Origin of the sequence: Serratia sp. FS14 (genome assembly GCF_000695995.1) — a bacterium.
In the GTDB taxonomy this organism is placed as follows: domain Bacteria; phylum Pseudomonadota; class Gammaproteobacteria; order Enterobacterales; family Enterobacteriaceae; genus Serratia; species Serratia nematodiphila.
Genome location: NZ_CP005927.1, coordinates 985,332 through 998,830 on the forward strand (window position 1 = coordinate 985,332; position 13,499 = coordinate 998,830).

General features: G+C 59.0%; 14 protein-coding genes and 1 pseudogene. 6 read left to right on the forward strand and 9 right to left on the reverse strand.

Annotated features, from left to right (window positions below):
* Positions 1–66 precede the first annotated feature (66 nt).
* Entirely contained in the window at positions 67–780 is a 714-nt protein-coding gene (locus tag L085_RS04555; RefSeq protein ID WP_015376137.1) for an amino acid ABC transporter permease, read from the forward strand.
* Between the two features lies 1 nt (position 781).
* On the forward strand, positions 782–1,522 hold the full coding sequence (locus L085_RS04560; RefSeq protein WP_015376138.1) for an amino acid ABC transporter permease: 741 nt from the start codon (positions 782–784) through the stop codon (positions 1,520–1,522).
* Here L085_RS04560 and yieH read toward each other — a convergent pair.
* Positions 1,519–2,187 carry a 6-phosphogluconate phosphatase gene (gene yieH, locus L085_RS04565; RefSeq protein WP_044030161.1) on the reverse strand — a complete coding sequence of 223 codons (669 nt, stop codon included), beginning with the start codon at positions 2,185–2,187 and terminating at the stop codon, positions 1,519–1,521. The genes L085_RS04560 and yieH overlap by 4 nt on opposite strands.
* Before the next feature lie 46 nt (positions 2,188–2,233).
* Positions 2,234–2,638: an NUDIX domain-containing protein gene (locus L085_RS04570; RefSeq protein ID WP_015376140.1), complete on the reverse strand. Its 405-nt coding sequence runs from the start codon at positions 2,636–2,638 to the stop codon at positions 2,234–2,236.
* 233 nt (positions 2,639–2,871) lie between these two features.
* Between L085_RS04570 and L085_RS04575 the strand changes: the two genes are divergently transcribed.
* Entirely contained in the window at positions 2,872–4,209 is a 1,338-nt protein-coding gene (locus L085_RS04575) for an NCS2 family permease (protein WP_033636524.1), read from the forward strand.
* Positions 4,210–4,244: 35 nt separating this feature from the next.
* Here the strand turns inward: L085_RS04575 and L085_RS04580 are convergent, their stop codons facing one another.
* From L085_RS04580 to L085_RS25480, 4 genes and pseudogenes are all read right to left on the reverse strand, one after another.
* Positions 4,245–5,297, reverse strand: coding sequence for a hypothetical protein (locus tag L085_RS04580; protein WP_044030163.1), 1,053 nt, complete (start codon positions 5,295–5,297; stop codon positions 4,245–4,247).
* Between the two features lie 76 nt (positions 5,298–5,373).
* Positions 5,374–5,940 carry an NADPH-dependent FMN reductase gene (locus L085_RS04585; RefSeq protein ID WP_044030164.1) on the reverse strand — a complete coding sequence of 189 codons (567 nt, stop codon included), beginning with the start codon at positions 5,938–5,940 and terminating at the stop codon, positions 5,374–5,376.
* 161 nt (positions 5,941–6,101) lie between these two features.
* Positions 6,102–6,827 (reverse strand): 4'-phosphopantetheinyl transferase superfamily protein, encoded by a 726-nt coding sequence (locus tag L085_RS04590; RefSeq protein ID WP_004933861.1) that lies wholly within the window; start codon positions 6,825–6,827, stop codon positions 6,102–6,104.
* A gap of 248 nt (positions 6,828–7,075) precedes the next feature.
* Positions 7,076–7,177: pseudogene (locus L085_RS25480) on the reverse strand.
* A gap of 193 nt (positions 7,178–7,370) precedes the next feature.
* Between L085_RS25480 and L085_RS04595 the strand changes: the two are divergent.
* Genes L085_RS04595 through L085_RS25675 form a run of 3 tightly spaced genes read left to right on the forward strand, consistent with a single transcriptional unit; the run spans position 7,371 to position 9,440 of the window.
* Positions 7,371–8,264 (forward strand): hypothetical protein, encoded by an 894-nt coding sequence (locus L085_RS04595; protein WP_044030165.1) that lies wholly within the window; start codon positions 7,371–7,373, stop codon positions 8,262–8,264.
* Positions 8,265–8,322: 58 nt separating this feature from the next.
* Complete coding sequence (locus tag L085_RS25670) at positions 8,323–8,982, forward strand: hypothetical protein (protein ID WP_226988568.1); 660 nt, start codon at positions 8,323–8,325, stop codon at positions 8,980–8,982.
* A 17-nt stretch (positions 8,983–8,999) separates the two neighbouring features.
* Complete coding sequence (locus L085_RS25675) at positions 9,000–9,440, forward strand: hypothetical protein (RefSeq protein ID WP_226988569.1); 441 nt, start codon at positions 9,000–9,002, stop codon at positions 9,438–9,440.
* Positions 9,441–9,450: 10 nt separating this feature from the next.
* Here the strand turns inward: L085_RS25675 and L085_RS04605 are convergent, their stop codons facing one another.
* The 3 genes from L085_RS04605 to yidC all read right to left on the reverse strand — a co-directional run bounded on the left by L085_RS04605 (position 9,451) and on the right by yidC (position 13,499).
* Entirely contained in the window at positions 9,451–10,251 is an 801-nt protein-coding gene (locus L085_RS04605) for an MBL fold metallo-hydrolase (protein WP_044030166.1), read from the reverse strand.
* A gap of 149 nt (positions 10,252–10,400) precedes the next feature.
* Positions 10,401–11,765 (reverse strand): tRNA uridine-5-carboxymethylaminomethyl(34) synthesis GTPase MnmE, encoded by a 1,365-nt coding sequence (mnmE, locus tag L085_RS04610; RefSeq protein ID WP_015376145.1) that lies wholly within the window; start codon positions 11,763–11,765, stop codon positions 10,401–10,403.
* 96 nt (positions 11,766–11,861) lie between these two features.
* The gene (yidC, locus tag L085_RS04615) at positions 11,862–13,499 is read right to left on the reverse strand and encodes a membrane protein insertase YidC (protein WP_044030167.1); all 1,638 of its coding nucleotides are present in this window, start codon (positions 13,497–13,499) and stop codon (positions 11,862–11,864) included.

The following is a 13,499-nucleotide window of genomic DNA, read 5'->3' on the forward strand; positions in this document are numbered from 1 at the left end:
TGAGATCGGTACGGAGGGGCGCAGCTTGCTGCGCCCCTGATGCATTCTGCAAGACAAGGATTGAACATGAATCTGGACTGGCTGCTGGCGCCGCAATACCTGAGCTGGCTGTGGCACGGCTTTCTGCTGACGCTGTGGCTTTCCGCCTGCGCGGGCCTGGCGGCCACGCTGCTGGGCTTCGTGCTGGCGGCGATGCGCGACAGCAGCCTGCGGCCATTGCGCTGGCTGGCGATGGGCTACAGCTCGCTGTTTCGCAATACGCCGCTGCTGGTGCAGCTGTTCTTCTGGTACTTCGCCGCCGGGCAGATCTTGCCGTCCGCCGCCATGCAGTGGCTGAACAGCGCCCATCAGATCGGCCCGCTTGAGTGGCCGTCGTTCGAGTTTCTCGCCGGTTTCTTCGGCCTGACGCTCTACTCCACCGCCTTTATCGCCGAAGAGATCCGTTCCGGCATTCGCGGCGTCGCCGGCGGGCAGAAATATGCCGCTCAGGCGCTGGGGCTGACCGGCTGGCAGGCGATGCGCTACGTGGTGTTGCCGCAGGCGCTGAAAATCGCGCTGCCGCCGCTGCTGGGGCAATACATGAACGTGATCAAGAACTCGTCGCTGACCATGGCGATCGGCGTGGCCGAACTCTCTTACGCCTCGCGTCAGGTCGAAACCGAAACCCTGCGCACCTTCCAGGCGTTCGGCGTGGCGACGGTACTGTACATCGCCATCATCGCGCTGCTGGAAGGCTGGGGCATGTGGCGACAACAGCGTAAACCGCTGGGAGGGCATTGAGATGGATTTCAGCGTGATTCACGACAACCTGGGCTACCTGCTGTGGGGCACCTGGCCGGATGGGCCGCTGGGCGGCGCGGCGCTGACGTTGGCGATCAGTCTGATGGCCGGGGTCGCCTCGGCGGTGCTCGGCACCCTGCTCGGCGTGGCGCTGGCGATGTCGCGCGGCATCGCCGCCGGGCTGCTGGCGGCGGTGTTGGGCTTTTTCCGCGCCATTCCGGTCATCATGCTGATCTTCTGGACCTATTTCCTGCTGCCGATGGTGTTTGGCGTAGAGATCCCGGAAATCACCACCGTCGTGTGCGCGCTGGCGCTGATCGCCTCGGCCTATCTGGCCCATGCGGTGAAAGCCGGCATCGCCGCCATCGGCCCCGGCCAGTGGCAGGCCGGGCTTTCTCTGGGGCTGACCCGCTGGCAGACGCTGCGCATGATCGTGCTGCCGCAGGCGCTGCGCATGATGGTGCCGTCGTTCATCAACCAGTGGATTTCCCTGATCAAAGACACTTCGCTGGCTTATATCGTCGGCGTTGGCGAACTGACCTTCCTGGCGACCCAGGTCAACAACCGCAGCATGGTCTACCCGATGGAAGTGTTCCTGTTCGTGGCGCTGGTCTATTTTGTGTTCTGCCTGGCGCTCGATCTGCTGGCCAACGCGGTCAACCGCCGCTTCGGCGCGCAAACCCGCGCGCTGAAACGGTCCTGGCGCTGGTGGCGCAACAAGCCGCCGTTGCCGGCCAGTTAATCGGCCGTCAGCCGCCAGCCGCGTTCGCGCCACAGCGCGGGCAATTGAGCCAGGTCGTCAAACGTTGTCACCAGCGGGTGATCGATCGGCGGGTTATGCGGATCGGCGCAGAAGTAAAAGACCGGGATACCGGCATTGATGCCGGCCTGCGCGCCGGCGGGCGAGTCGTCCACCAGGATGCAGCGCGTCACCGGCACCCGCATCTGTTCGGCGGCGTGAAACACGATCGCCGGATCCGGCTTCCAGCGCTGAATGTCATAGCCGCTGAACAACCGGTCATCAAAATAAGGCAGCATGCCGGTCAGGCCGAGTGAGTGCTGCATCTTGCTGACCGGCCCGTTGGAGACGGTGCAGACTGGCACCGTCACCTGCGCCAGCAGCTCGCGGGCGCCGGCAATCTGCTGCAGCTCGCTGTCGAACAACCGCGCCACTTCCTGCCGATACAGCGGCTCCAGCGTCTCTTTTGCCAGGTCAGTGCCCTGCTCGGCGTTGACCCGATCGATGATCTCGTACAGCTTCACCCCTTTGTATTTCTTGAACACCTCTTCCAGCGACAGATGAATGCCGTAGCGGGCGAACATGTGCACATAGGCTTTGCTGCACAGCACTTCGCTGTCCACCAGCGTGCCGTCGCAGTCGAACAAAATGCAGTCAATCTGATTCATGCGGGACAGGTTCCTTCGGGTTAACGCCGCTGAGGCGACTCAGCGATCACTTGATCAGGTTACGCGCCTTGAGATCGTGCAAAATCAGCGCGGCGACGTGTGAGCACTGCGGCAGATCGCGGCTGTCGCACCACTTCAGCTCGGCGATTTCGGCGGCCGGCTGCAACTGCCCGGTAAAACCGGCCTGGTAGCAGCGAATGCGTACCTGGGTGCCGTCCTGCTTGCCGTCTGCCGGGCCGGAGAACTCGCCGTAAAACGCGATGGAGTTCGGCTGCAGCGCGACGGTCAGCTCTTCGTCGATTTCGCGGCACAGCGCCTGTTCGTCGGTTTCACCCGCTTCGCGCTTTCCGCCAGGCATATAAAACAGCGTCTTGTTGTGTGAGCGCACCAGCGCCACTTTGTCATCTTTCAGCGCGATCAACGCCAGCTTATCGATAAAGGTCGAAGACATGCGGGTTCCTGTTTGTTAACGGATAGGGAAAGAGAGGGCGATAGGCCATTTTATCGGCCGTGCCGGCAAACGGCAACGCAATGGGCGGTCGGGGGATGAATGTCTGTAAATACAAGCCGTTGACGCATTTAGCCGTAAAGACGGCGAAAAAAACCTGTGACCGGCGTCAAAAGCCCCACTTTTTGTTATAGGATAGCCGGCGACTGTCCATTCCCATTTTCGGAATTCTGATAATGACCAAACCAGTATCTGGCCTTGACGCTGAGCAAGGCTTGCTTGGGCGCGTGTTTAAACTCAAGCAACATGGCACGACGGCGCGTACGGAAACGATTGCCGGTATCACCACCTTCCTCACCATGGTGTATATCGTGTTCGTTAACCCGCAAATTTTAGGCGCGGCGGGCATGGATACCCAGGCGGTATTTGTCACCACCTGTTTGATCGCCGCCTTCGGCAGCATCTTTATGGGCCTGCTGGCGAACCTGCCGGTGGCGTTGGCGCCGGCGATGGGGCTGAACGCTTTCTTCGCCTTCGTGGTGGTCGGGGCGATGGGCATCTCCTGGCAGGTGGGCATGGGCGCCATCTTCTGGGGCGCGGTCGGCCTGCTGCTGCTGACCATTTTCCGCATTCGCTACTGGATGATCGCCAACATTCCGGTCAGCCTGCGCGTCGGCATCACCAGCGGCATCGGCCTGTTCATCGGCATGATGGGGCTGAAAAACGCCGGCATCGTGGTGGCCAACCCGGACACCCTGGTGACCATCGGCAGCCTGACCTCGCACAACGTGCTGCTGGGGGCGCTCGGCTTCTTCATCATCGCCGTGCTCTCTTCGCGTAACTTCCACGCGGCGGTGCTGGTGTCGATCGTGGTCACTACCCTGATCGGCTGGATGCTGGGCGACGTGAAATACGGCGGTCTGTTCTCGCTGCCGCCGAGCATTACCTCGGTGGTGGGCCAGGTCGACGTGGCCGGCGCGCTGAACATCGGGCTGGCCGGGATCATCTTCTCGTTTATGCTGGTGAACCTGTTCGACTCCTCCGGCACCCTGATCGGCGTCACCGATAAAGCCGGCCTGACCGACAACCAGGGTAAGTTCCCACGCATGAAGCAGGCGCTGTACGTTGACAGCATCAGCTCGGTGGCCGGTTCGCTGGCGGGCACCTCTTCCGTGACCGCTTATATCGAAAGCTCATCCGGCGTCGCCGTCGGCGGCCGCACCGGTTTGACGGCGGTGGTCACCGGCCTGTTGTTCCTGCTGGTGATCTTCCTGTCGCCGCTGGCGGGCATGGTGCCGGCGTATGCCGCCGCCGGCGCGCTGATCTACGTCGGCGTGCTGATGACCTCCAGCCTGGCGCGGGTGAAGTGGGACGATCTGACCGAAGCGGTGCCGGCGTTTGTCACCGCGGTGATGATGCCGTTCAGCTTCTCGATCACCGAAGGCATCGCGCTCGGCTTTATCTCCTACTGCGTGATGAAGCTCGGCACCGGCCGCTGGCGTGAAATCAGCCCGTGCGTGGTGGTGGTGGCGCTGCTGTTCGTGCTTAAGATCGTCTTCGTCGACGGCCATTGACAGCCAAAGGGCCGACGGCTGTCGGCCCTGAATCCCTAGACGCCCGGCGTCGCATCCGGCGCCTGATCCAACACCCACTGCAACGGCCGTCTGAAGCGCGCCTGCCAGCTGCCGGCGGCATCCTCTCCCTGGGCGAAGTGCAGCGTCTGCACCTGATTATCCTCCCCGAACAGATTGGCGAAGTGCAACGCCAGCGCCTGCTCGCTGAAGGTCTGCCGATCGTAATACGCCATCACGATTTTCTTTTTCGCCGCCAGCGACTGCTGGGCCGGCTTGATCTCGCCGTGGGGGGCGATCAGGAGCGCGCCGGCGTAAAACTGTGGGTACTTCGCGAGCAGGTTAGCGGCATGCAGCGCGCCCTGGCCGCGGGCGCTGAGGTAAATCCGCTGGGGATCCAGCTTTAGCTGCGGAGCCAGCTGTTGCACCGTGCGCTGCAGGGCGGTTTGGGTGCTCTCGTCGCTGTAATTTGACCAGCGGAAGCTGTTTTCCGACAGCATCTGCGTGCCGTTGATCTCGATGTAGGCCACTCCCATTTCGCCGAACAGCAGCCGCTCCTCGGGGCTGATGGCGGCGGCTTTGCCGTAGGTATGCAGGAAGATCACCGTTGGCCAGCCTGCGGGCGGCGCTTCGCCGTCCGGCACCGCGTAGCTGGCTTTGCCTTCATACTGACGGGCGTGCTGCAGATAGCGCGCTTTGGTGACGGCCAAAATGGATTGGTAAGTGGCGGAGTGTTGGATGCTGTTGAAGGCGTCGTCCTCCAGCAGGTTGTAGTAGTACCACAGGCCGCGGTCGGCGCTCAGCTGCAGGTAACGCTCCGCCAGTTCGGTTTGCCCTTTCTCCGCCGACGACACCGCCAGCTGGTAGGGCGCCCAGACGTTGCGGCCGTCTTCGCGCATCAGCGTCAGGTACAGCGACATGGCGCCGAGCTTTTTGTCTTCCTGGGTTTGCGCGGAACGCGACAGTTGGGCGTTGAGCGCGCTGTGCGCCGGCAGCTCCAGCGGCTCTTCACCGGCGGGATAACGCATGTCTGCGGCGAAAGCGGGACTGGTGATGGAAACGAAAAATAACGCTAAAATGAAAAAATACATGATGCTATGGCTTTAATTTCAATAAATTGACGGACGTCATGTCCTGTTGCGGCGCCCAGCGGGCGCCGCGAGACCTTCACTCCACGCGGCGAATAAACTCGCTGAACGCGGACAGCTGGCCGGTCAGGAAATCCAGCGTTCCCTGATCGCTCAGTTCACCAGCCTGTTCATCGACCTTGCTCTGGATCACGCCGCCCATAAACTCAGGCTTGTTCATTACCATCGCATCGAGGAACACCAGGATCTGGCGCAGATGGTATTGGCAGCGCGCGCCGCCGATCGGCCCCATTGAGCTGGTTTGAATGGCGACCGGCTTGCCGGCCAGCGGCTGATTCGGTACGCGAGACAGCCAGTCGATGGCGTTCTTCAACCCGCCTGGTACGGAATAGTTATATTCAGGGGTGACGATGATCACGCCGTCGGCCTGGCGGATCTGCTCGGCGATCGCCTCGACCGCGGCAGGGAAGCCTTCACCCTGTTGCATGTCGGCGTCGTACAGCGGGATATCGCGGATGGAGGGCAGCGCTTCAATGGTGACGCCCTGTGGGGCCAGGCCAGGCAGGGCGCGGGCCACCATGGCGTTGTAGGAGCCTTTGCGCAGGCTGCCGAGTAGAGTGACGATTTTTAAGGCTTGGTCTGACATGGTGATTCTCCCTTTCGAATGAGCAGATTCAGCGTACAACATGGGCGAATAGTAGGCTAAAGCGCGGGTCGAGAATAGGCGATTGCTCAACATTTAGCTGTCTTTACAATTTAATCCAGTAACTGGTGCGGTAAAGACCGCGTTATCCGCTTTGCGCCGCGTCAACCTGGCGTCTTCAGGCCCGTCAGTTTAACGAAGCGTGAGGATGCCGCCGGGCTGCGCGGCGAGATTTCCCCGTCTTTGTGCAGGCCGCCGCGCTCTTCGTAGCGCCAGCACAGCAGGCGATCCAGCCCGGGGCTGCCGGCGCAGGCCCAGCTCAGATATTCGTCGGCGTCGCTCATCACCTGAACGTCCGGCGTGGCGCTGGAGCGCAGGTGGCCGGAGAAGGGATGCAGACGCAGCGTAGACTGGCCGCTGTTGCCGAGGCCGGAAATTTTCAGCACGCTTTGCCGAATGCTCCACAGCTGAGTTTCCGCCTCCAGCCGATCGTCCTGCGCGCCGATCCAGGCGCTTTCCGCCGGCGTCTGGTGCGCGTTCTGCAGCGCGCTTTGCCGGCTGCCGCGCGCCCGCATCACTTCGATATCCAGTCCGACTTTGCCTTCGTCGCTGAGCAGCACGCCCACGGTGTTGCTGGCATAGGCGAGGCTAAAATCGGGCAGCTGATGATCGGCGAAGCAGGGGCGGCCGGTGGGCGTGGTGGCTATAGGGGGAAGCGTCGGCAGGCCGTACAGGTAGAACATCATTTCGGCGAGCAGAATGCGCCCTTGCAGGTAGCGCGTGCGGCGCTTAACGGAAAAGGTGCGGGTGGCGGCTATCACTTCGTCGGCGAGTCTCTGGGTATCCAGGACAGCGGAGGCCGGGGTCCATCGGGCAAAATGACACGCCATTGTTCACTCCATGACAGAGAGTCGCTAAGAACGCAGGGGTGTTAGATTAAGACTAAGTTGAGGATTTATCATCAAAAAACACTATGCGTTTTATCCGATTTGTTGGCTTTGCGCTGTATAGGCGGGGGGAGAAGATCGTACGGACCTGAATAGGTGCGTGCACAAAATTAATCAGTTCCGAAACCAACCACATCCGAATCGACGGCGTCCAATGAGCCTATAAAAGTAGCTATCAGACAAGAAAGAGTTGGCGGAGAGAGCAGGATTCGAACCTACGACACGATAACTCGTGTGGATTTAAGAAACGGTTAGTTTCTTAAATCTGGCTTAAACCACTCGCCCACCTCTCCGCATTCGTTTGTTGGAAACATAAAACCATAAAATAAAAATGGTTAAAATAACCTAAACTTGGAAATGTGACTAAAGCCACAAAAGCCCTATTTTATATGTGTGTTTGTTAATTATCGGAGTCAGATCACTAAATTTACATTAGCTATTGTTATAAAAAGTTGGCGTCATTGGCTACGAATAGGGAAGAAGGGCATGCCAGATCTCGAGTTAATGCCGCTGCAAAGCGCCGAATTTTATAAGACAGCTGAACGTGTTGTTTTTAAAGAATATAAATGCAACTGCAAAAAAGGTTGGAAGGGCGAAGATCGCTTTATCGTCTACAAGGCCGATCAGAATGGAATCATTGAGGTCGTCAACAATGAGGTTTCAAATAATAACCTCGAAGAGCTCATCGCGCTGGCATCGTCTTTTTTGACGGATAAGGTGGTGATTTCCGGCGGGCATACCGTGGTTAATTTGGACGATCGTTTTTCTGTCAGCAGTGAAGTGGAAAAGTCCGCGCGATTCTGCATTGACTACATAGCCGAATCCATCCGACAGCTCAACGTTCAGCCTGACTTCTTGATGGAAATAAATGATTTCTATATGGAAAAAAACGATGGCAGCGAGATAGACGGCGCTAACGAATTCAGGAGGATGGCGACATCGCCGTATATTATTCCAGAAAAAATAAACGACTACATTCTGGCGTCGAATCAACGTCATGACATTGATATCAATGCATTTTATGTCAGTGAGAAAAACATGGCGGATCGCTTTAAACGCCACATTAAAAACCGTATGGATAAAGAGGCGTATTTTCAGCGCCAAGACGGTAATGTGAAGATGGCGGTGGGAGAGCACGAGTTCGATATCATCAAGGAAAATAAACCGACCTGTGCGGCGGGCAATGCCGCGACGTTCAGGGCTATTCGGTATCGCATTTCCTCTAATAAAGTCTTCGATAATTACACGTCGCATATTGGCGTTTTTCCGCTGTGTTCACGCGTTAACGTACTTAACGGCTATCGCGCGGCCGCGACTTTTTACGATAACTTTTCCTTGCCTTCCTTACTGGTATTCTTCGGCAGATCCTGTTTTGAATGACATTTTTTGTGCCAGCTGGCTATGTGTCGCTGCATAGCCATGATGGTCGAGCATTATCATGAAAATTTCACACCTGTATTGGCCAGTCACTTTCTTCTCCACGGCATTCGGCGCCGGGATTTTCTTTTTGCCTCAGGCGGTGGGGCCGGGCGTGCTGGGGATGAAGGCGTTCATGCTGTTTATCGTCATCGCCATGTCGGTATCGATGATGGCGCACTATCTTTTTTTCAAATTCATCATCTCGCACCCGCAGAAAGATTTCCTGGCGGCATCGTCGACGTTTATCGGTGAGCGGGCGGCGGCAATCGTCTGTGTGCTGTTTATTCTGTCGATGATCATTATCGTGCTGATAAATTTCATCACCCTGGTTAACGTGGTCGCGTCTTTTCTCCACGATGGATTTTGGGTTCGGGGCGGTGTTTCGCTGTTGCTGAGTGCGGCGCTGTCGGCCGCATGGCTGGCATTTAGCCAGAGAATCGAGCACTTGATCTCCAGAATGGCACTGGTTTCTATCGTTCTGGTGGCGATCCTTACGCTGTTTTTCCTGTTACAACCTGCAGGGGCTCAGCGGACGCCTGCGCCGCCGAGCATTTCATTGCAAACGTTGGTGCTGCTGCCTATTTTTCTTTTACGTTTAACTTTACCCCGTGTATCCAGCGGTTTGCGCAAAGTGCCGTGCGGCCGCAGGCGCGCAGTATTCTGTTCGGCAAGATACTGATCCTGGCGTTTATCGCCATGATCGTTATCGCTATCAGTCGCTTGCTGACGTTGGATGATATCTCGATCATTAACGGCCGCAATGTGGATTCGCTGTTTTATACCGCAGGTTTGACCGGTAACTCGATGGCGTGGTTAGGCGCAGCCCTGCTGCTGTGCTTGCTCACCGGCGGCGCTTATATCGGCACCTTGACCGGGGTCATCGACGGTATTACGTCCTTCGGCATGGCGGGAAAAAAGGGCATCATCGCGGGGAACATTGTTGTCTGTACGCTTATCGGCACGATTAATCCGAGCATCATCAAGATCATCTCAAGCTGGTCGATACCCGTTATCGTGATGACCGTCTTTTTCATCCCATCACTGTATTTTTTACAGCGGGGCGACGGCCAGCAAAAGATGGTAGGAATAGCGGTGCTGTGCTGCGGCATCGCGGTGATAGCGACGCTATTCGTGTAAAGCGGTACGTCTAAGCCAGAATCAGCGTATCGCCGGTGGCCGGCGCGATCCCTTCCGGCAGCCATAGCCGACCCCACGCGCCGGTACAGTGGCAACCCATGATCTTTTCCGGCTGGTGCTGCCGTAAAAAACGGCGGACGCGCCAGAGCGTGCGCGGGGAAGCGCAACGCAGATGAAAACCGCCAATCAAGGCGTGGATCCGATCGATACCGGTGATTTTCTGGCAGTGGCGCACGATATTCACGATCCCGCGATGCCCGCAGCCGGTCACGATCACCAGACCGCGATCCGATTTGTAAATCAGCACCCCTTCGTCGATAACGTAATCCACCGCCGCATTTTCCCCGGTAATCACCCCGTAGGCGCGCGGTGCGGGCACGGCGATTTCACCTGACCACATAAAGCGATCGCCGATCGCCAGCGGTTCGCGACTGTAGTGCATGTTATGGCGCGAGTAGTCGATGTCCAAAGAGAGCTTTTTGATTTTGTGGGTGTGGCCCAGCACCTTCAGCGCCGCATAGCGTTCATCACCGATTTGGGGATGGCAGATGATGCGACTGTTGTCCGGCAGCCAGGCGACGCCGCCGCAGTGGTCATAGTGGCCGTGGGAGAGCACCGCCGCGGTGATGCGGGAGAGATCGACGCCCATCAGCGCCGCATTGTGCAGGAAGCTGTCGTCGGGGCCGGTGTCGAACAGTATGGAGGTCGTCTCGTCTTCAATCAGCAGGCTTAACCCGGCCTTGGCCTGCAATAGCGGGTTGGCGCCGGCGGCGCGGCGGTTTTCCAGCAATACCTTGAGGGTTAACGCCATGTTGACTCGTTCCTGAGAAAGACACCTGACCGTCCAGTATATCGCGGGCAGTTGCGGCGGCGCTGTGAGCCAGCGCGCAGAGCGAGAGCGGGAAAGAAAAACGGCCGGAACAAGGGCTTATCCCGGCCGTGAAGGCCTCTGGCAGCGCGTTATTTACCGATACAGAAGCTGGAGAAAATGCGGCCCAGCAGGTCGTCGGAGGTGAATTCGCCGGTGATTTCGCTCAAGGCCAGCTGCGCCTGACGCAGTTCCTCGGCCAGCAGCTCGCCCGCGTAAGCGCTCACTAACTGTTCTTTGCCCTGCACCAGATGCTGCGCCGCCAGTTCCAGCGCCTGCAGGTGGCGACGGCGCGCCAGGAAGCCGCCTTCCATGTTGCTGGTGAAGCCCATGCTCTGTTTCAGATGATCGCGCAGCACATCGACGCCTTCGCCGGTGCGGGCCGACAGGCGAATAAGTGAGTGGTTATTCACTTCCGTCAGGCCCAGCGTTTCACCGGTGATGTCGGCCTTGTTGCGCACCACGGTGATCGGCAGCGTGCCCGGCAGGCGCGCCATAAACTCCGGCCAGATCTCCGCCGGCTCGGTGGCGGCGGTGGTGGTGCCGTCCACCATAAACAGCACCCTGTCAGCTTGTTCGATCTCGTTCCAGGCACGTTCGATGCCGATACGCTCCACTTCGTCGCTGGCGTCGCGCAGGCCGGCGGTGTCGATGATGTGCAGCGGCATGCCGTCGATATGGATATGTTCGCGCAAGACGTCGCGGGTGGTGCCGGCGATATCGGTGACGATCGCCGCCTCGCGCCCGGCCAACGCATTGAGCAGGCTGGATTTACCGGCGTTAGGACGCCCGGCGATCACCACCTTCATCCCTTCGCGCAGCAGGCTGCCCTGGCGCGCTTCGCCGCGCACGTTGTCCAGATCCGCCATGACGTCGTTGAGCTGCGCCTCGATTTTACCGTCGGACAGGAAGTCGATTTCCTCGTCCGGGAAGTCGATCGCCGCTTCCACGTAGATTCGCAGGTGAGTGAGCGCTTCCACGAGCTGGTGGATGCGGGTGGAAAATGCGCCCTGCAGCGAGTTCATCGCCGAACGCGCCGCCTGCTCGGAGCTGGCGTCGATCAGATCGGCGATCGCTTCGGCCTGCGCCAGATCGAGTTTGTCGTTGAGAAACGCGCGCTCGGAGAACTCGCCGGGCCGCGCAATGCGCACGTCGGGCAGCGCCAGCACGCGCTTGAGCAGCAGATCGAGGATCACCGGCCCGCCGTGGCCCTGCAGCTCCAGCACGTCTTCGCCGGTAAAGGAATTTGGCCCCGGAAACCACAGCGCGATGCCCTGATCGAGGGTGGCGCCGGCGGCGTCGCGGAACGGCAGATAGTCAGCGTAGCGCGGCTTCGGCAGCTTGCCGAGCAACGCCTGGGCGACGTCTTTGGCCTTGCTTCCGGAAATGCGCAGAATGCCGACGCCGCCGCGTCCCGGCGGGGTGGCTTGGGCTACGATGGTATCGGTGGTGCTCATAACGGTTCTCTCTGACGATTAAGATGCAAAAAGGCGGTCTAATGACCGCCTTTGGTGTGACTGCAAGGGTCGGCGCGCCGAACCCCTACACTACGCTTAGCTTTTTTTCTTGTCGCGGCTGTGCAGACCGCGTTTTTCCAGACCACGGTAAATCAGCTGCTGCTGCAGGATGGTCACCAGGTTGCTGACGATGTAGTACAGCACCAGACCGGACGGGAACCACAGGAAGAACACTGTGAAGATCACCGGCATGAAGGTCATGATTTTCTGCTGCATCGGGTCAGTCACGGTGGTCGGCGACATCTTCTGAATGAAGAACATCGTCACGCCCATCAGGATTGGCAGGATGTAGTACGGGTCTTGCGCCGACAGGTCATGGATCCACAGGGCGAACGGCGCGTGGCGCAGCTCGACCGAACCCATCAGCATGTAGTACAGCGCCAGGAAGATCGGCATCTGAATGATCAGCGGCAGACAGCCGCCGAGCGGGTTCACTTTCTCCGCCTTGTACAGCGCCATCATCTCTTGGCTCATGCGCTGTTTGTCATCGCCGATGCGCTCGCGCATCGCCTGCAGCTTCGGCTGCAGCATGCGCATTTTCGCCATCGAGGTGTACTGCGCCTTGGTCAGCGGGTACATGATGCCGCGCACGATGAAGGTGATGATGATGATGGAGAAGCCCCAGTTACCGATAAAGCCGTGGATGAACTTCAGCAGTTTGAACAGCGGCTGGGAGATGAACCAGAGCCAACCGTAATCCACGGTCAGATCCAGGTGTGGCGCCAGCTGAGCCATCTGGTCCTGCAGCTCCGGGCCGACCCACAGGATCGCGTTCAGCTGTTGCTGAGCGCCCGGCTGCACCACGACCGGTGTAGATTTGAAGCCGATGGTGGACAGGTTGTCACCCGGTTTGGCGGTGTAGAAGGTGTTGTCACCCTTGGTCGCCGGCACCCACGCGGTGGCGAAGTACTGCTGCAGCATCGCAACCCAACCGTCTTTGGTGGTGACGCTCAGGTTTTCGTCTTTGTCGAACGCGTATTTCTGGTACTTGTCCTCGCTGGACGAGTACGCCGCGCCGCGGAAGGTGTGCAGCGCGAAGTTGCTGCTGCCGGTGTCACGGTGCTTAGGCAATTCGGTGGTCTGCTTCAGCTGGCCGAACAGGGTCAGCTCCAGCGGCGTCGCGCCTTTGTTGTCGATGCTGTAATCCACGCCGACCGCATAGTGGTTGCGTTTGAGCACGAAGGTCTTGGTGTAGATCGCGCCGTCTTTACCGGTGTAGGTCAGCGGGATGCGCAGCTCGTCCTGGCCTTCCGGCAGGGTGTAGCTGTCTTGCGCCGCCTGATACAGCGGGCGTTCGCCGTTGGCCGGGTTGTCCGGGCCGTTTTTACCGGTCAGGCCGCTTTGCGCCTGATAGACGAACGACGGGGTGGTTTCCAGCAGTTGGAACGGAGTCGATGAACCCAGAGTATCCGGGTAGGCCAACAGTTTAGCCTGCTCGATATCGCCACCACGGGTGTTGATGGTCAGTGACAGCACGTCGGTGTTCACGGTAATCAGCTTACCCTGACCACTGGCTGGCACGGCCTGGCTGGCGGCATCACCGGCTACTGCGTTCGAAGTCTGTTGCGTGGTCTGTGCGGCCGGCTGCGGAGCGTTGTCCGTTTGCCATGCCTGCCAGATCATGAAAGACACGAACAGCAGAGCGATGAGAAGAAGATTGCGTTGCGAATCCAT